The sequence below is a fragment of the Paraburkholderia sprentiae WSM5005 genome, from assembly GCF_001865575.2.
GTDB classification, from domain to species: domain Bacteria; phylum Pseudomonadota; class Gammaproteobacteria; order Burkholderiales; family Burkholderiaceae; genus Paraburkholderia; species Paraburkholderia sprentiae.
Genome location: NZ_CP017562.2, coordinates 2,480,082 through 2,495,816 on the forward strand (window position 1 = coordinate 2,480,082; position 15,735 = coordinate 2,495,816).

At 65.4% G+C, this 15,735-nt stretch carries 18 protein-coding genes and 1 pseudogene; 11 read left to right on the forward strand and 8 right to left on the reverse strand.

Translation table 11 applies throughout. The annotated features are described in order from the left end of the window. Nucleotides 1-129 precede the first annotated feature (129 nt). The 4 genes from BJG93_RS28030 to BJG93_RS28045 all read left to right on the forward strand — a co-directional run bounded on the left by BJG93_RS28030 (nucleotide 130) and on the right by BJG93_RS28045 (nucleotide 3,216). The gene (locus BJG93_RS28030) at nucleotides 130-831 is read left to right on the forward strand and encodes a phosphatase PAP2 family protein (protein ID WP_027195316.1); all 702 of its coding nucleotides are present in this window, start codon (nucleotides 130-132) and stop codon (nucleotides 829-831) included. Between the two features lie 203 nt (nucleotides 832-1,034). Further along, entirely contained in the window at nucleotides 1,035-1,808 is a 774-nt protein-coding gene (modA, locus tag BJG93_RS28035; RefSeq protein WP_027195317.1) for a molybdate ABC transporter substrate-binding protein, read from the forward strand. A 21-nt stretch (nucleotides 1,809-1,829) separates the two neighbouring features. Further along, a complete protein-coding gene (modB, locus tag BJG93_RS28040; RefSeq protein ID WP_027195318.1) occupies nucleotides 1,830-2,504 on the forward strand; it encodes a molybdate ABC transporter permease subunit in 675 nt (224 codons plus the stop codon). Nucleotide 2,505: 1 nt separating this feature from the next. Then, the gene (locus BJG93_RS28045) at nucleotides 2,506-3,216 is read left to right on the forward strand and encodes a sulfate/molybdate ABC transporter ATP-binding protein (RefSeq protein WP_027195319.1); all 711 of its coding nucleotides are present in this window, start codon (nucleotides 2,506-2,508) and stop codon (nucleotides 3,214-3,216) included. A gap of 38 nt (nucleotides 3,217-3,254) precedes the next feature. Here the strand turns inward: BJG93_RS28045 and BJG93_RS28050 are convergent, their stop codons facing one another. Together BJG93_RS28050 and BJG93_RS28055 are read right to left on the reverse strand one after the other, a co-directional pair. After that, complete coding sequence (locus BJG93_RS28050; protein ID WP_027195320.1) at nucleotides 3,255-4,100, reverse strand: TOBE domain-containing protein; 846 nt, start codon at nucleotides 4,098-4,100, stop codon at nucleotides 3,255-3,257. 85 nt (nucleotides 4,101-4,185) lie between these two features. After that, nucleotides 4,186-4,890 carry an SDR family NAD(P)-dependent oxidoreductase gene (locus BJG93_RS28055; protein ID WP_027195321.1) on the reverse strand — a complete coding sequence of 235 codons (705 nt, stop codon included), beginning with the start codon at nucleotides 4,888-4,890 and terminating at the stop codon, nucleotides 4,186-4,188. 140 nt (nucleotides 4,891-5,030) lie between these two features. On the opposite strand from BJG93_RS28055, the gene BJG93_RS28060 reads away from it, so the two are divergent. From BJG93_RS28060 to BJG93_RS28070, 3 genes are all read left to right on the forward strand, one after another. Next, nucleotides 5,031-5,972 carry a LysR family transcriptional regulator gene (locus tag BJG93_RS28060; protein WP_027195322.1) on the forward strand — a complete coding sequence of 314 codons (942 nt, stop codon included), beginning with the start codon at nucleotides 5,031-5,033 and terminating at the stop codon, nucleotides 5,970-5,972. 80 nt (nucleotides 5,973-6,052) lie between these two features. Further along, nucleotides 6,053-6,301 (forward strand): hypothetical protein, encoded by a 249-nt coding sequence (locus tag BJG93_RS28065; protein WP_027195323.1) that lies wholly within the window; start codon nucleotides 6,053-6,055, stop codon nucleotides 6,299-6,301. Between the two features lie 66 nt (nucleotides 6,302-6,367). Next, on the forward strand, nucleotides 6,368-6,556 hold the full coding sequence (locus BJG93_RS28070) for a hypothetical protein (protein WP_027195324.1): 189 nt from the start codon (nucleotides 6,368-6,370) through the stop codon (nucleotides 6,554-6,556). Between the two features lie 133 nt (nucleotides 6,557-6,689). Here the strand turns inward: BJG93_RS28070 and BJG93_RS28075 are convergent, their stop codons facing one another. Further along, nucleotides 6,690-7,079 carry a tautomerase family protein gene (locus BJG93_RS28075; protein ID WP_027195325.1) on the reverse strand — a complete coding sequence of 130 codons (390 nt, stop codon included), beginning with the start codon at nucleotides 7,077-7,079 and terminating at the stop codon, nucleotides 6,690-6,692. Nucleotides 7,080-7,175: 96 nt separating this feature from the next. On the opposite strand from BJG93_RS28075, the pseudogene BJG93_RS28080 reads away from it, so the two are divergent. Then, nucleotides 7,176-8,025: pseudogene (locus tag BJG93_RS28080) on the forward strand (LysR family transcriptional regulator). Nucleotides 8,026-8,069: 44 nt separating this feature from the next. Here the strand turns inward: BJG93_RS28080 and BJG93_RS28085 are convergent. Further along, nucleotides 8,070-8,771: a hypothetical protein gene (locus tag BJG93_RS28085; RefSeq protein ID WP_027195326.1), complete on the reverse strand. Its 702-nt coding sequence runs from the start codon at nucleotides 8,769-8,771 to the stop codon at nucleotides 8,070-8,072. 186 nt (nucleotides 8,772-8,957) lie between these two features. Between BJG93_RS28085 and BJG93_RS28090 the strand changes: the two genes are divergently transcribed. Beyond that, on the forward strand, nucleotides 8,958-9,320 hold the full coding sequence (locus BJG93_RS28090) for an MbcA/ParS/Xre antitoxin family protein (RefSeq protein WP_322786944.1): 363 nt from the start codon (nucleotides 8,958-8,960) through the stop codon (nucleotides 9,318-9,320). Then, nucleotides 9,317-10,018, forward strand: coding sequence for an RES family NAD+ phosphorylase (locus tag BJG93_RS28095; protein WP_027195328.1), 702 nt, complete (start codon nucleotides 9,317-9,319; stop codon nucleotides 10,016-10,018). The genes BJG93_RS28090 and BJG93_RS28095 overlap by 4 nt, the downstream gene beginning before the upstream one ends. 38 nt (nucleotides 10,019-10,056) lie before the next feature. Here BJG93_RS28095 and BJG93_RS28100 read toward each other — a convergent pair whose 3' ends face one another. The 4 genes from BJG93_RS28100 to BJG93_RS28115 all read right to left on the reverse strand — a co-directional run bounded on the left by BJG93_RS28100 (nucleotide 10,057) and on the right by BJG93_RS28115 (nucleotide 14,627). After that, nucleotides 10,057-10,794 (reverse strand): metallophosphoesterase, encoded by a 738-nt coding sequence (locus BJG93_RS28100; RefSeq protein ID WP_027195329.1) that lies wholly within the window; start codon nucleotides 10,792-10,794, stop codon nucleotides 10,057-10,059. Between the two features lie 60 nt (nucleotides 10,795-10,854). Then, nucleotides 10,855-12,282 (reverse strand): cytochrome c, encoded by a 1,428-nt coding sequence (locus BJG93_RS28105; RefSeq protein WP_027195330.1) that lies wholly within the window; start codon nucleotides 12,280-12,282, stop codon nucleotides 10,855-10,857. 20 nt (nucleotides 12,283-12,302) lie between these two features. Further along, on the reverse strand, nucleotides 12,303-13,904 hold the full coding sequence (locus BJG93_RS28110; protein ID WP_027195331.1) for a GMC family oxidoreductase: 1,602 nt from the start codon (nucleotides 13,902-13,904) through the stop codon (nucleotides 12,303-12,305). Nucleotides 13,905-14,000: 96 nt separating this feature from the next. After that, nucleotides 14,001-14,627 (reverse strand): sugar dehydrogenase complex small subunit, encoded by a 627-nt coding sequence (locus BJG93_RS28115; RefSeq protein ID WP_027195332.1) that lies wholly within the window; start codon nucleotides 14,625-14,627, stop codon nucleotides 14,001-14,003. A gap of 389 nt (nucleotides 14,628-15,016) precedes the next feature. Here BJG93_RS28115 and BJG93_RS28120 point away from each other — a divergent pair, with 389 nt between their 5' ends. Beyond that, complete coding sequence (locus tag BJG93_RS28120; RefSeq protein WP_027195333.1) at nucleotides 15,017-15,679, forward strand: DUF1345 domain-containing protein; 663 nt, start codon at nucleotides 15,017-15,019, stop codon at nucleotides 15,677-15,679. The last annotated feature ends 56 nt before the right edge of the window (nucleotides 15,680-15,735 follow it).

Here is a 15,735-nt window from a genome sequence, read left to right on the forward strand (position 1 = left end):
CGCGCGACACCCGACTATACTGGCGGTTGATCTCCCGACGCGTCGATCCGCGCCCCATCGGCGTTTCGTGCCGACCGCGCGCCGATTTCCACCAACCCGATTTCACGCGACCCGCGTCGCGCCCCTGCCATGCCCGATTTACCGATCCACCTGTGGTATTCGATCACCAGCCTCGGCGGCGCCGGCTTGACGCTGCCGCTCGCGCTCGCGATCGCGCTGTGGTTGGCGGTCGGCTATTCGTGGCGGCTCGCGGCCTGCTGGCTCGCCCTGCTCGGCACGGCGATCGGCGTCGTGACCGTGACCAAGCTCGCCTTCCTCGGCTGGGGTGTCGGCGTACGCGAACTCGACTTCACCGGCGTCAGCGGTCACTCCATGCTGTCCACGGCCGTCTATCCGGCCGCGCTATTCTTGATGTTATTGCCCGCGCGTCGCGCCATCCGGCTGCTGGGCGTGCTGGCGGGGCTGGCCGCCGGCTTGGCGGTGGGGTTGTCGCGCGTCGTGCTGAGCGCGCATTCGCCGTCCGAAGCAGTCACCGGCTGCCTCGTCGGCGCGCTCGCCGCGCTCCTGTTCGTGCGAATCGCGTGGAATGCCGAGCCGGACCGGCTGTCGGCGCTGCCGGTCGCCGTCAGCATGATGGTGCTGGCACTGGTGATGCACGGCGTGCACGTGCCCACGCAGCGCTGGGTCACGCATATCGCGCTGAAGGTGTCCGGCCACGATCGGCCGTTCATTCGCGCAAAATGGAAGTCCATACGCGACATTCGTCCGTCAGCCGCGCCGCTGTCAAAAACCCGCAACGGGCTCGAGCCGGTGCACGCATTGGACATCTGAGCCCGCTGCGCCGCGCGTTTTGGCGCATTTTCTGGCGCGTTCTTCAGCTTCGTTGATAGTCTCGCAGCGCATCGCTCGCGCTTGACGCCGTGCGTCAAGCGCTGCGCCGGGTCGACCGTTGCGCGCACCGCTATAGCTGCGGATATATTACGATAGCGATTTTAAGCCGTTGCTTCCTGCTCACGTCAGACTCCAGGTCCTTCATGACACTCACTTGCCATCTGAAGCAATACGCATTGTGCGTCGCAGCCGCCGTGTCCCTCGTGGCCAGCGCGAATGCGCACGCTGATGAACTGGTGGTCTCGGCCGCCGCCAGCCTGACCAATGCGTTCAAGGCGGTCGGCGATGCCTTCGAGCAGCAGCATCCGGGCATCAAGGTTCTGTTGAACTTCGGCGCGTCCGACGTGCTGATGCAACAGATAATCAAGGGCGCGCCCGCCGACGTATTCGCATCCGCGGATCAGAAGGCAATGGACAAGGCCGCGGCGGCACAGATGATCGTGCCGTCCACGCGGCGCGACTTCGCCGCCAACTCGCTGGTGCTGATCGTGCCCGCCGACAGTCATTTCTCACCGGCCAACCTCAACGCGCTGACGGCCGCGAACGTCAAGCGCGTCGCATTCGGCGATCCGGCTTCGGTACCGGTCGGCCGCTACACGCAGGGCGCGCTGCAGGCCGCAGGCGTGTGGGACGCGGTCAGCGCGAAGGCGGTGCTCGCGTCGAACGTGCGTCAGAGCCTCGATTACGTCGCGCGCGGCGAAGTCGACGCCGGCTTCGTGTTCGGCACCGACGCCGCGATCATGCCCGACAAGGTCAAGGTCGCGCTGAACCTGCCGACGCAAACGCCGATCACCTATCCGATCGCGCAGGTCGAAGGCAGCCATCAGGCAGCCGACGCGCAGACCTTCGTCGACTTCGTGCTATCGCCGGCCGGCCAGGCTGTGCTCGCGAAGTACGGCTTCGAGCCGGCGCATTAATTCACGGGAGAGCACACGCTCATGCAACAGGCCTGGGTTCCGCTGCTGCTATCGCTGAAGGTCGCGGGCTGGGCCACCGTGCTCAATCTCGTGCTCGGCGTCGCGGCGGCGCTCGGCCTGTCGCGCTGGCGCTCCGGCGCGCGCGACGTGATCGATTCGCTGCTGATGCTGCCGCTGGTGTTGCCGCCCACCGTGCTCGGCTATTACCTGCTCGTGCTGCTTGGCCGGCGCGGCGTGATCGGCGCGTGGCTCGACCGTTTCGACATCCAGCTCGTGTTCACGTGGCAGGGCGCGGTGATCGCGTCGACGGTGGTCGCGTTTCCGCTCGTGCTGAAGTCGGCGCGCGCGGCCTTCGAAGGCGTCGATCCGCAGCTGGAACGCGCGGCGCGCACGCTGGGCGTCAGCGAAGCCGCGGTGTTTTTCCGCGTGACGCTGCCGCTCGCCGCGCGCGGCATCCTCGCCGGCGGCCTGCTCGCGTTTGCGCGCGCGCTTGGCGAATTCGGCGCGACGCTGATGATCGCGGGCAACCTGCCGGGCCGCACGCAGACGCTGTCTGTGGCGGTCTATTCGGCGGTGCAGGCTGGCGACGACAGCACCGCCAACCTCCTCGTGCTCGTCACCTCGGTCGCGTGCGTGACGATCCTGCTGCTCGCGGGGCGCCTCGTGCCGCAGCACACGCTGCTGAGAGCGCGCTGACATGCCGCTCGACGTCGCCATCCGCAAGACCTTCGAGACCGCCGAGCGGCGCTTCACGCTCGACGTCGCGTTCAGCGCGAGCACCCAGCGGCTCGTGCTGTTCGGACCGTCGGGCGCGGGCAAGAGCCTGACCTTGCAGGCGATCGCCGGCTTGCTGCGTCCAGATGAAGGGACCATCACACTGCACGGCACCACCTTGTTCGACAGCGCGATCGGCATCGATCAGAAGCCGCAGGCGCGCAAGATCGCGTATCTGTTTCAGGACTATGCGTTGTTTCCGCATCTGAACGTGCGGCAGAACATCGGCTTCGGGCTGCGCCAGGGATGGCTCAATCCTCGTGCGCGCGGCGCGCATGCGCAAATCGATTACTGGCTCGACGCGCTCGAGTTGAGGAGCGTGGCGGGCAATCATCCGGCGCAACTGTCGGGCGGGCAAAAGCAGCGCGTCGCGCTCGCGCGGGCGCTGGTTTCGCAGCCGCGCCTGCTGCTGCTCGACGAACCGTTTTCGGCTCTGGATAGCGCGCTGCGCCAGCGTATGCGGCGCGAGCTATCGGACCTGCAAACGCGGCTCGACATTCCGATGGTGCTCATCACGCACGATCCAGACGACGTCGCCGCATTCGGCGACCAGGTCGTGCAGGTCCGCGACGGCCGCGTGCGCGAGAATCATCCGTTCGCGGGGTATGCGCGCAGTGAAGCGTCACCTGGTTGAGCGAGTGGCTTTGCGCCGTCGTTACCTGCGGGCAGCCGTCAATCCTTCACGCCGAGTATCACGCTCGACGCCTTGAACACCGCGACCGCGCGCGCGCCTTCCTGCAATCCGAGCGTGTCGACGCTGGCATTGGTCACGACCGCGGTGATTACCGCGCCGCCCTCGAGCCCGAGCGACACTTGCGCGTTGACCGCGCCGCGCTTCACGCTGTGCACCGTGCCATGCAACTGATTGCGCGCCGACAGTTTCAACGGCGCGCCGCCATCGCCGTTACCCGCGACGAGCAGCACGACCCACGACGCCTTGATCAGCGCAAATGCCGCCACGCCGACCGCGAGCCCGAGCGCTTCGGTGCTCTCGTGCGTGAGCACCGCGACGATCGCGTGGCCGCCGGCCAGCGCAAGCGTCACTTCGTCGTTGACAGTGCCACGCGCGATCGCCGACACCCTGCCGTAAAACTGATTGCGCGCGCTCGTCTTCACGCCGATGCGGCCGATCAGATCCCAGTCCGTCGCGAAGCCCTCGCCGATCGCTGCCCCCGCGCGTTCGAGAAAGCGTCGATGCTCGCGCTCCACCGCGCGAAACGTGTCGATCAGCTTCACCGCGCGCGGCGTCAGCGTCGTGCCGCCGCCGCCCTTGCCGCCGGTCAGACGCACGACGAGCGGCTCGCCGGCAAGGTTGTTCATCGTGTCGACGGCATCCCACGCGCCTTTGTAGCTGATGCCGACCGCCTTCGCCGCACTCGTGATCGAGCCGGTCTCGCCGATCGCCGCCAGCAGCGCGATGCGGGCCGCACCGCCGAGCGTCTGCGCGCCGGCCTTGAACCAGACGGAGCCGCCGAGTTCGAGCGGGTCGCGAGGCGGATCGGGACGGTCGATGGTCATGATGGGCAGCGGTCGAGGTTAGGTGGTAGAGCGGCGACCCATTATATCGACGCGCTGTTCTGCCGCTGGCGCCTACGGTTGCCGCTCACCACGGCACGACTCTGCCGAGGTAGTCGAGGTAGTGCAAGCCGGTACGGCCTTCATGAGCGTCGATCGTGCTGACCAGGTTCGGGATGCTTTCGTCGATGCTCAGACGTGCGTGCGGGCCGCCCATATCGGTTCGCACCCACCCGGGCGCCATCAGCAGCAGCGTTTTGGTGTCGCCTCGATGGCGCGCGGCAAAGCTGCGCATGAACATATTGAGCGCGGCCTTGCTGCCGCGATAGACCTCGTAGTTGCCGTTCTCGTTGTTAGCGACGCTGCCCTGGCCCGACGACATCACGCCGATCGTGCCAGTCGGCCGAACCAGATCCTGCAAGGCCTCGACGACGCGCATCGGGCTCAACGCATTCGTCACCATCACGCGCACGAACTCATCGGTCGACACATCCGCGATCGTTTCGCGATCGTCGTTCTTGACGCCGGCGTTGACGAACAGCAGATCGATCGGACGTGCTTCGAGGCGGCCGCGCAACGCGGCGACCTGCGCGGGAATCGTGATGTCAACCGTTTCGACTTCAAGTGCGCCGCGTGACGCGTTCGCAAGTTCGAGGAGTCTTGCTGTGGAGCCCTGTCTGCCGGTGGCGATGACTCGCCAGCCGCGCCTCAGGTACGCCTCGACCATCGCGAAACCGAGGCCGCGCGAGGCGCCGATCAAAAGCATGGTTTTTTGCTGGGTTGCGGGTTGCATGGGTCGTTTCCCTCGAATGAATTCCGGTTGGAATGCGTGCACGAAATATAGTCACGCGCCAGACATGGCGGAAGACGCAACGCTTGCACTTATAAAATGCACCAGACGCCATGTATGAAAGTCGCGTGCTACGATCGGCCATGCCTGATCACGACCTGAATCTGCTCGTTGCGTTGGACCTGCTGCTTGCCGAGGCGAGCGTAGTTCGCGCTGCTCGCCGGCTGGGACTGAGCGCGTCCGCAATGAGCCGAACGTTGGCGCGGCTTCGGGAGGCGACGGGCGACCCATTACTGGTTCGCGCCGGCCGCGAGATGGTGCTGACTCCGCATGCCGAGGCATTGCGTCGACGTACGAGCGATGCGGTCCACGAAGCCCGGGCCTTGCTGCGCCCCTCTACGACGGATCCGGATTTCCACACGCTCCAGCGGACCTTCATCATTCGTGCCAACGACGGCTTCGTGGAAGCATTTGGTGCCTCGGTGATCGCTGAAGCGACGGCGCATGCGCCGAACGTGCGGATCAGTTTTGCACCGAAAACCGAGAAAACGCCGATGCATCTACGGGAGGGTTCGGCGGATCTCGAGATCGGCGTGCTCGCTGAGATGGGCCCGGAAATACGCGTTCAAGCGCTTTTCCGCGATCGCTTTGTCGGCGTCGCTAGAAAAGGGCATCCGCTGGAATCGGAGCGCGAGGTCACCGCCGAAAGATATGTTGCGTTCGGCCACGTGGTCGCTTCGCGACGCGGACGTAGCAGCGGCCCGGTCGATGCCGCGTTGGCCGCGTTGGGACTGGAAAGAAAGGTCGTCGCCGTGGTGCCCGGTTTTCCCGCCGCGCTGGCGGTGGCTCGCGCATCCGATCTGATTGCGCTCGTGCCTGCATCGTTTCTGCTCGGTCTGCCGGAAAATCAGTCGAAGGCTCAGCAATCCCCGGTATCAGCCACCGTGTTCGCCTTCGATCTTCCGGTGACGACGGGGAGAATCACGGTATCGCAAATGTGGCATCCGCGCGTCGACGCAGAGCCGGTTCATCGTTGGCTGCGGCAGCTCGTGCTCGACGTGTGCCGCCGGAAGGCGCCCTCGTGAATCATCGATAATGAGCAGGAAACGCAAACTATTGGACGTATGACGGATCACCGGCAACGCCCGGACCTGGAGACTACGTGATGTCACCCTCGCATGATTACTGGTTTCCCGCGAAACGCTATGGCTGGGGTTGGGGCTTTCCCGTGCGCTGGCAAGGATGGGCGACGCTGCTCGCGTATTTGGTGTTGCTCGGCACAGTCATTTTCAGATATCGACCCGCGGGTCATCCGCTCATGTTCGCGATGCTGGTTGCGCTGCTAACCGTTGCGTTCGTGGCCGTGTGCTGGCTGAAAGGCGAGCCGCCGCGCTGGCGGTGGGGTAAGGACTAGCTGGCCCGGTCGCAAACCTTCCTGCCTGCTAGACTGGAAGTTCCCCTGCAAGCCATGGAGGGAAACATGACCACCGTCTACGTCGTAAAGACCGGCGAGAAGTTCCTCTGCACCGCAGAGGACGGCGATATCGGCATGGCACCGGAGATTAAGGAAGCCACGTCATTTCGCTCCTATGAGGAAGCAGATAAAGTCGCGAACGAACACGCCGACCCCGGGTACGAAATCGTGGCCGTCGACGTTGCGGCACGCTGACGAAGAGTCCGCTCCCAGGCGCGACTGACGTCGCTGCCTGAGCGACGAAACGCGGCGGCTCTGCATTGGCTGAGCCGCCGCCCGCCGAACTGGCCGTTGTAGCCTGGAAGTCGTCCGGCCACCCAATGCATGGCTACAACTGTGCGCAGTACTGGCAGAGTCCATTCCCAAACGACCAGTTCTCCTTCTCGACCTCGACGAGACTGATGAACACGTCCTCGGGCCGCACGCCCGGCGACTTCCCGAGTTCATCGACGATGCGCCGGTACAACGCCTTCTTCTGCTCGATCGAGCGCGTATTGCTGACGGTTAGCTGAATCACGACGAGATCGTCGCCGCGCTCGACATTCAGGTACTGCCGATCGTAGATCATGTTGTCGGACGTGTGCTCGGTGATCAGCATGAACATGTCGTCCTTCGGCACGTTGAATGTGTCCACCAGCGAGCGCTGGATACCGGCGGTCAGCGCGTGGCGGTAGTCGGCCGGCTTGCCGGCGCGCAGTGAGATTCGGGTGAGCGGCATGATGAACTCCTTCGCGGTGTTGGGCTAAACACAGCTTAGGCGCGCTCGGTCATAATAAACAGATATCCCTGTCTATTTCATCCATTTTCGTTCGAAATGAAAGTCCTCGATCTCGATGCGGTACGGGCCTTCGTGCTGGTCGCCGATCTGCGCAGCTTCACGCGCGCCGCGGATGCGCTCGACACCACGCAATCCGCCGTCAGCCTGAAGCTGAAGCGACTCGAAGCGCATCTGGGCAAACACTTGCTGGAGCGCGCCGCGCGTCGTGCGTCTGTCCGCCGACGGCCAGGCGTTTCTCGGCGCCGCGCGCGAGTTGTTGAACGCGCACGAGCGCGCGCTCGGTGCGCTGTCGGTGGAGCGGCGGCGGCTCGTGCTCGGCCTCAGCGAGCATGTGGCGGGACCCGACCTGCCGCACCTGCTGGGCCGACTCAACGCGCACGATCCGGGTCTCGTGGTCGAGCTGCATATGGGCACGTCGGCGGCGCTGCTCGCACAGTTCGACGAACGCCGGCTCGACGCGGCGATCGTCCGCTACGGCGCCGACGAACCACCGCGCGACGACGCGCAGACGCTGTTCAGCGAACCGCTCGGCTGGCTCGCGACGCCGACGTGGCTACCGCGAGTCGGCGAACCGCTGGCGCTCGCGTTATTGAGCCCGCCGTGCAGCGTGCGTGACGTCGCGTTACGCGCGCTGACGGCGGCGGGGGTCGCCTGGCAGGAGGTATTTGTCGGCGGCGGCGTCGCGGCGGTCGGCGCGGCCGTGGCCGCTGGGCTCGCCGTGTCGCCGCTCGCGCGCCGGGTCGCGCCGCGCGGCCTGATCGATGTCGGCGCGCGGCTCGGTCTGCCGGCGTTGCCGGAATCGCGCGTGACGCTGCATTCGCGCGTGCGCGAGCCGCGTTCGGCGGAAACGCTGCGGCTGCTCGCGAACGGCCTCGCCGCGGCGTGAAAGCACGATTGGCGCCGCACCGCGCCGGGCGGCTCGGAGGCGCCTCAGTGGAGGATCGGCGGCAGCGAACCGCTGCTGGCGGTCGCCGGATTGGACACCGAGCCCATCGGCGCGATGCCGCTAACGTTTGCGGACGCGTCCGGCCAAGTCTGCACGGCTGATCCGATCGGATTCGCACGGGAAACCGCCGGCTTCGCTGCGACCTTGTCCACATGCGCCTGCGCGGGGTGAGCTGCCGCCATATCGGCACGCACCGCATCGCCACGCACGACCTTAGCCTGAGCGGGCTTGGCGCGCGCCAGTTGGACATGCGGCTGCGCGTGCTTCGCGGCCTGACCGGCAACGATGGTGTGCGACCGGTTCTGCCCCGACCCCGCGACTTTCACGCCGCCCTTCGCACCGCCTTTGACGTTCCCGCCCGCCGCGAGATGTTTCGGGCCGTCGCGATGCGCCGCGAGCTTGCCGCCGTGGCCCGCACTGGCCGACGCGACATGGGACACCGCGTGCCCGACGCTCGCACTCTGCCGCGCATACGCGCCCGGTTTAGTCTTAATTGCGCCTTTGGCGGCCGCCTTCACGTTCACCGCCTCGGTCTTTTTGCGCGCGTGCGCCTGGCTGGCAGCGTGTCCGTTCGCGACATGCCCGCTCGCCTCCGGCGGATTCCACACTTCCGCATAACCGCCAGCCAACGCCACTTCCGACACACACCACACGGCCAGCGCCGCTGCTACTGCTCGAACCCGCATTTGCTGCTTCTCCTGATCGACGACTGCCAAACGAGCCGGGATTATATTCTCTTGCAAAAATCCATATTTGGACTAACATCCATAAAAAGTACACCTAGGGACTTACCCACCATGGCTCACGCTGCCCGAATTTCCTCGCCCGAAGCATCGCCGCGAAGATCGCTTTCGGAACCCACGCTGACGCAGATGTCCACGGCGGGTTTGCGTGCATTCTTCAACATCGCGCGTGACTGGGACCTGAACGCCGACGAGCAGATCGTGCTGCTCGGCAAGCCGGGCCGCTCGACGTTCTTCAAGTGGAGGGCGACGCCCGAGACCGCGCGCCTCAGCCGCGACACGCTGGAGCGGCTGTCGCTGCTGCTTGGCATCTATAAGGCGCTGCAGATCCTGCTGCCGCAGCCGAGCGCCGCCGACACCTGGATCAAACGCCCCAACGGCGCGCCGCCGTTCGGTGGCCGCCGCGCGCTGGACCGCATGCTGGCGGGCAATATCAGCGATCTCGTGGCCGTGCGCCAGTATCTGGACGCAATGCGAGGCGGCTGGGCGTGACACAACCGCAATGGCAGGACCGCTGGACCAGCGCCGCGCTCGACTGGTCGCCCGCATATCGAGTGATTCCGACACGCTTTCCGGCCATCAATCTGTTCGACCGCGTTGCCTCGCCGGAAGATTTCGATGCTCTGTACGCGCTCGAAGCGATGACCAACGACCGTCTGCGCACCGAAATCGGCGAACTGGACCTGGTGCCGCGCGAGGAGCGCCGTTTCGGTCCCGGCTACGGGCCGATCATGGCTGCGCTCACGCATTTGAACCCGCTTGGCAGCCGCTTTTCCGACGGCACGTATGGCGTGTTCTACTGCGCTCGTTCACGCGCGACGGCGATCGCCGAAACCCGCTATCACACCGGCCAGTTCCTCGCCGCGACCGCCGAACCGCCGATGCGCCAGCAGATGCGTCTCTACACGGTGCTCGCGCAAGGCAGCGTGGTCGACCTGCGTCGCGACCCCGAGCTCGATCCCGCCGTGCTGTCGCCCGACGACTACGTCGCCGGCCAGGCGCTCGGACGCGCGATGCGCGCGGCGGGCGCACCGGGCATCGTCTATCCGTCGGTGCGCGACAGCGGCGGCGAATGCCTCGCCGCATTCCGCACGACGCTGCTGCGCGACTGCCATCACGCGGCGTACCTCGAATACAACTGGAACGGCACGAGCGTGGATATGGTGTTCGAGTTGAATCAGGTCGGATGACAGAACAGCGGCGAGGCAGCCCGGCGAGCCACAACCGCTCACGGCAAGGCCAGTGCCGCCGCCCCCTCCGCGCGCGCTGCCTCGACTGAGATCGACCAGCGACGCAGCGCCTGCGGCTGCACGATCGTCAACGTGCCGTCCGGTCCGAACGCGCCGGTGTCGATGAACACCTGCGAGCCTATTTGCGTGATGTCGCGCACCGGCGTATGGCCGCAATAGGTCAGCGACAGTCCCCGCTGCCGCAGCGGATCGCCGTTGCCCAGCGCGAGTTCGCGGCCCCACAGCAATTGCTGGCGCGTTTCGGCGGAAAACTGGCCCGCGTCGAGCTCCGCATCCGAACCGAAAAATTCGGCATGCAGAACATTGAAGCGCGCGTTGCCGCTGCCGATCACGCGCACGAGCGGCAGCGTGCGCAGATGCTCGGCGTAGTCGCGCAGACGTTCGTCGGGTACGTCGGCTGCCCATGCGCCGCCGATGCCGTACCACCACTGCCGCCGCAAGCGGCCGTCGGCGACCGCGCACAGCGCGTCCTCGTGATTGCCGAGCACCGCGTAGAACCATGGCTTCGCGAGCAGCGCGAGCGCCTGCTCCGAGTGCTCGCCGCGATCGACCAGATCGCCGACCGAGAACAGCCGGTCGCAGCTCGGATCGAATGCGATCTGATGCAACAGGTAGCGCAACGCATCGACGCAGCCGTGCAGATCGCCGACCACGAAATCGCGGCCGGCCTCGTTGGCGGCGTGATGCTGAACGAGGTTGGCGGGGGAGGCATTCATCCCCCCATGATAATGCGGCCGATGGGCACGCGTATGCGGGCTGCCTATCGTATCCGCACACTACTGCAGGGTGCGCAGCTTCGCGACCTGGCCGGTCGTAATCGTCGCCTGGGGATCGCCGAACTGCTTCGTCACGTAGTTCGTGATCGCCGCGATCTGCTCGTCGTCGAGATGGCCGCCGAACGCGGGCATCAACACGTCCGCGTGCGCGGTCGTGCGATTCACGCCGTGCAGAATGACCAACGCGAGATTGTTCGCGTCGTTCGCGCCGACCGTCGAGTTATGGATCAGCGACGGATACGCGCCCGGCGCGCTCGCGCCCACCCCCTCCCCGGTCCAGCTATGACAGGTCGCGCAATTGGCGATGAACAGCTGCGCGCCGTTCACGCCGGTGATCGTGGTGCCGCGCATTGCCGTGACGTCGTCGGCGGGACGGCCCCATTGATCACGGGACCGCGCGTCGCCGCCGCTCACGGCCGGCACCGAGCGCAGAAACGCGACGATCGAGCGCAGATCCACCGGCGTCAGATACTGCGTGCTGTTCGCGACTACTTCACCCATCGGCCCAGCCGCGTTCGCGCGGCCCGGCGCCGCGCCGGTCGACAGATACGCGACAAGTTGGTCGTCGCGCCAGTCGCCGACGCCGCTCGTCTTGTCCGACGTGATATTGAACGCATGCCAGCCGGCTTGCACCGCGCCGGAAAAGCGCGCGCTCGACTTGAGTCCTTGCATGAAATTGCGCGGCGTATGGCACTCCTCACAATGGGCGAGCCCTTCGACCAGATACGCACCGCGGTTCCATTCGGCGCTCTGTTTCGGGTCCGGCACGAAGCGCCCTTCAGTGAAGTTGAAGAGGTTCCAGAACACCATCAGCCAGCGCTGGTTGAACGGGAACCTGAGGTCGTTCGCGGGCGGCGTGTAGTGAATCGGCGCGAGCGTGTTCAGATAGGCGCGAATCGCGAGCACGTCCTGATCGGTCACGCGCGTGTAGGCGGTGTACGGGAACGCCGGGTACAGCCGCTCGCCGCCTTTGCCGACGCCTTCATGCATCGCCCGCATGAAATCGGCGTCGCTCCATTGGCCGATGCCGGTGTCGGGATCGGGCGTGATGTTCGGTGTCACGATCGTGCCGAACGGTGTGCTGATCGGCAGACCGCCCGCGAACGGGCGCGATTTGTCCGCCGTATGGCAGGCCGCGCAATCGGCGACACGGGTCAGGTATTGGCCGCGCTTGACGAGCTCGCCATGCGCGCTCGGGCCGGCGAGCGTGGCCTGGCCATCCGACGCTTGGGCGGCGGCGTCGGCGTGCGCCTGAGTGATCGGCATTTCATCGGTCGAACGCGCGGCCGGGCCGTGCGCCTCATGCCACGCAATCGACAGCGCGAACAGCGAAAACGCGGCCGCGAGCGCCGCGCCGCCGAAACGGCGGCGCTGGGCGACGGGCATCAGCGCAGGGTCCGGCTGCACGCGAGAGGTGTTCTTCATCATTGGGGCTCTCCGGTCCGCGCTCAGATTTCGCGCTTCAGCTTGTCGGCGAGCTTCAGCGACAAGGCCGCGATCGTCAGCGTGCAGTTCACCGACGCCGCGCTCGGCATCACGCCGCTGCTCGCGATGAACAGGTTCGAATGATCGTGCGTGCGGCAGTCCGCGTCGACGACCGAACTCGCCGCATCGGTGCCGATGATCGTCGTGCCCATGATGTGATTGTTGGGCGCGAAACTGTCGTCGAACGAGACCTCAGTGCCGCCGAATAGCGTCGCGATCTGCGCATACAGTTCGTGCGTATTGGCGGCGCTCTTCTTCACGTAGTCGTTGATCGAGTAATAGATCTCGGGCTGCGCAATGCCGAGCGCGTCCTTGTGATCGGCCGATGGCACGATGCGGTTCTGCGGCTCGGGCAGATGTTCATGAAAGCTGTTGATGTTCAGCGTGCGCGCCGCGCGGTCGCGAATCTGCCGGTCGAGCTCGGCGCCGGTCAGGCCTTTTTTCAGCAGTTCGGCGGTGACGCCCATCGTCGGCACACCGTTCGACAAATGCAGTTTCTTCGACGCGTAATCGGAGCGGAACGCGCCGTCGCGGAAGTTGACGATCGAGGTCATCTCCATCGGTCCGCGGCCGGGCCACAGCGGTTCGTTGGCGAGAAAGCTGACGCCGGTGCCCGGATGGTCCATCAGGTTGCGGCCCACCTGATCGGAGCTATTGCCGACGCCGTGCGGGAATTTATCGGAGCTCGACATCAGCATCAGCTTGGGCGTTTCGATGCCGTTCGCCGCGAGCACGAACAGCTTGCCGGTGACGCGCGTGCTGTTGCCGTTCGGATCCTTGTAATGGACGGCGGTGATGAGCCCTTTGTCGTCCGCTTCGATGCGATACACGACCGCTTCGGGAATCAGTTTCGCGCCGGCCTGCTCGGCCTTTTCCGCGTGGATCACGCCGTTGTACATCGCGGCGATCGGGCAGATCGGCATGCAGTTGTTGTTGCCGCAGCAGGTCGGCCGTGCATCGTACGGACGGCTGTTGCGCGCGACCGGTTCGGGCACGACCTCGAAGCCCTGCGCGTTGAGCACGTCGCTGAAACGCTGATCCATGTACGACAGCGGCAGCTGCTGCATCGGATAGGGCTTCGAGCGCGGCGAACCGAGATCGATCGAACTATCCGGACCGGACACGCCGAGCTGCACTTCGGCGGCCACGTACCATGGCTCGAGCGTTTCATACGGATAGGGCCAGTCGCGTCCGACGCCATACAGCTTGTGCAACTGGAAGTCCGACGGCAGCAGCCGCCACGCGGCCGCCGCCCAGTGCCACGTCGTGCCGCCGACGAGCCGCACATATTGTGAGTTGTACGGATAATCGCCTTTCTGGATCAGATAGTTGTTCGCGGGCGCGTACTCGGGATGCGGCGCGTAAGGCGTCGACGGATACGGCGTCGCGAAGTCGGATCTGACCGGCGAGTTGCGAAAGTTCTCGACGATCTGCCAGCGCGCGATGCGCGGCCCCGCTTCGAGCAGGATCACCGACGCGCCCGCGAGTGCCAGCTGATGCGCAACCAGACTGCCGGCGACCCCCGAGCCGACCACGACGATATCGGCGGATTGTGTATTTGCCATCGTTTCTCTCTTAGCTGCCCTGCCTGTTGCAGGCTCTGTTCGTGCGACGCTTGTTCGCGGTGATGCTGCCGTTGCCCGCTGACGGGCTCGCGCGGCTCACGCGGACGTCGGCTTCTGCGTCCAGTAGAACGGCACGTCGCGGCAATAGGAGGGAATCGTCAGCACGTCCCTGACGGGATCGAACATCAGCGCCTTTTCATATGCGATCACCTGGACATGCGGCATGTCGCCGACGAGGCCCAGATACCACGCGCGCATGATCGCGCCGACCGCTTTCGCGAGCGCGGGCTGCTCGGTGCGCAGCGCCTCGGTGACCGTATCGGACGGCACACCGCCGTGGCCTTGCAGCCACGTGCTCAGCGCGGTGACGTTCTGCGTGAACTGGCTATCGGAATGCGACAGCGCATCGTAGACACGCTTGCCGAGCACGGCATCGAAGCTGCTGCGACCGGTGAGGTGTTGCGACAACGCGAGGAAGGCGTCGAGTCCGCCGCCGGCTGGCGGCGCATCGGCGAGGGCGGGTGCGATCCATGACAGCGAACGGCTCGCGCCGGCGAACGCGAGCGCCGCGGCCGTCGCGCACGAGCCGAGCATCCAGGCCCTGCGCGAAGCGGAAAACGACGCGGACAAGCGGGTGAAACGGGTGGCACTACGATAGGACTTCGCTCCTTGCCGATGCGTCATGTTGGGATGCGCATCGTTATTCTCAGGAACATCTGTCATGGGGGCTCCAGATGGTGAGTCGTTCTCGACGAGCAGCGCGGCGAGGGCATGATGCCGTTCGCGTGCCGCTTCGTTTGCTCTTCCCCAAAACCTGGTCTTACGCCGCTTCGGCGGTCTCGTATCCGTGCGCGCGATTCACGCGCGCCGCATGTGTGGTGTTGCATGCATGATCGCAACGACAGCGAAATGACGACGCGCGTTGCGCCTCGGACGTGGCGCCTTTATTGCCGATTGCTGCCGATTGCTGCCAATCGCCTTTCAACTGAAAGCGGCGCGCAAGGCCGCTGCTAAAGACTATAGCTTGTGACCCATCATTCGACAATCGGTCCGCGTTGCACGCGTAGAATCCGCGACATCCACTGCTACACTTTCGTCGTTCATCGAGTCTCATGTCCATCCACTACTATCCGCGAATTCTCCGCAATCGGCCCCGCACGATGATCGGCCTCGTGATCGGCATCGTCGTCGCGTTCTTCGTCCCCGGTCATACGAGTCCGATCGCACGCACGCTGATCGGCTGGGACGCGGCCGTCTGGAGCTACCTGCTGATGATCTGGGTGCACATGGCCCTCGCCGACGAGCATCGTGTGCGCGAATATGCGATACGCGACGACGAAAACGCGGGCGTCGTGCTAGTCGTCATCTGCATCGCGACGATCGCGAGCGTCGCGGCGATCGTGCTCGAACTCGCATCGGCCAAGGGCTCGGGGGGCGCGTCGACCCTCTCGCACTATCTGCTGACCGGTCTGACGCTGATCGGTGCATGGTTCCTGATTCCGACGATCTTCACGCTGCACTACGCGCGCCTCTACTACGACACCGACGCGCAAGAAACCGCATTGAAGTTCCCGGATCATCATTTGCTGCCGAACTACTGGGACTTCCTCTACTACTCGTTCACGATCGCGGTCGCGTCGCAGACCTCCGATGTCGTGCTGCGCTCGCGCGAAATACGTCGCGCGACACTCGCCCAATCGGTGCTGTCGTTCTACTTCAACGTCGCGGTGCTCGGCTTGTGCGTGAACATCGCGGCGGGGCTGCTGGGTTCGTGACACGGCTATCGCGCGGCGTTCGAGTGAATTTCATCCGAATGCCACGCGCGTGCCTC

Bases quoted from the DNA above. Each gene is read 5' to 3' on its own strand.
- BJG93_RS28030 (WP_027195316.1), top strand. From the start codon at position 130: ATGCCCGATTTACCGATCCACCTGTGGTATTCGATCACCAGCCTCGGC.
- modA (WP_027195317.1), top strand. From the start codon at position 1,035: ATGACACTCACTTGCCATCTGAAGCAATACGCATTGTGCGTCGCAGCC.
- modB (WP_027195318.1), top strand. From the start codon at position 1,830: ATGCAACAGGCCTGGGTTCCGCTGCTGCTATCGCTGAAGGTCGCGGGC.
- BJG93_RS28045 (WP_027195319.1), top strand. From the start codon at position 2,506: ATGCCGCTCGACGTCGCCATCCGCAAGACCTTCGAGACCGCCGAGCGG.
- BJG93_RS28050 (WP_027195320.1), bottom strand. From the start codon at position 4,100: ATGACCATCGACCGTCCCGATCCGCCTCGCGACCCGCTCGAACTCGGC.
- BJG93_RS28055 (WP_027195321.1), bottom strand. From the start codon at position 4,890: ATGCAACCCGCAACCCAGCAAAAAACCATGCTTTTGATCGGCGCCTCG.
- BJG93_RS28060 (WP_027195322.1), top strand. From the start codon at position 5,031: ATGCCTGATCACGACCTGAATCTGCTCGTTGCGTTGGACCTGCTGCTT.
- BJG93_RS28065 (WP_027195323.1), top strand. From the start codon at position 6,053: ATGTCACCCTCGCATGATTACTGGTTTCCCGCGAAACGCTATGGCTGG.
- BJG93_RS28070 (WP_027195324.1), top strand. From the start codon at position 6,368: ATGACCACCGTCTACGTCGTAAAGACCGGCGAGAAGTTCCTCTGCACC.
- BJG93_RS28075 (WP_027195325.1), bottom strand. From the start codon at position 7,079: ATGCCGCTCACCCGAATCTCACTGCGCGCCGGCAAGCCGGCCGACTAC.
- BJG93_RS28085 (WP_027195326.1), bottom strand. From the start codon at position 8,771: ATGCGGGTTCGAGCAGTAGCAGCGGCGCTGGCCGTGTGGTGTGTGTCG.
- BJG93_RS28090 (WP_322786944.1), top strand. From the start codon at position 8,958: ATGTCCACGGCGGGTTTGCGTGCATTCTTCAACATCGCGCGTGACTGG.
- BJG93_RS28100 (WP_027195329.1), bottom strand. From the start codon at position 10,794: ATGAATGCCTCCCCCGCCAACCTCGTTCAGCATCACGCCGCCAACGAG.
- BJG93_RS28105 (WP_027195330.1), bottom strand. From the start codon at position 12,282: ATGATGAAGAACACCTCTCGCGTGCAGCCGGACCCTGCGCTGATGCCC.
- BJG93_RS28110 (WP_027195331.1), bottom strand. From the start codon at position 13,904: ATGGCAAATACACAATCCGCCGATATCGTCGTGGTCGGCTCGGGGGTC.
- BJG93_RS28115 (WP_027195332.1), bottom strand. From the start codon at position 14,627: ATGACAGATGTTCCTGAGAATAACGATGCGCATCCCAACATGACGCAT.
- BJG93_RS28120 (WP_027195333.1), top strand. From the start codon at position 15,017: ATGTCCATCCACTACTATCCGCGAATTCTCCGCAATCGGCCCCGCACG.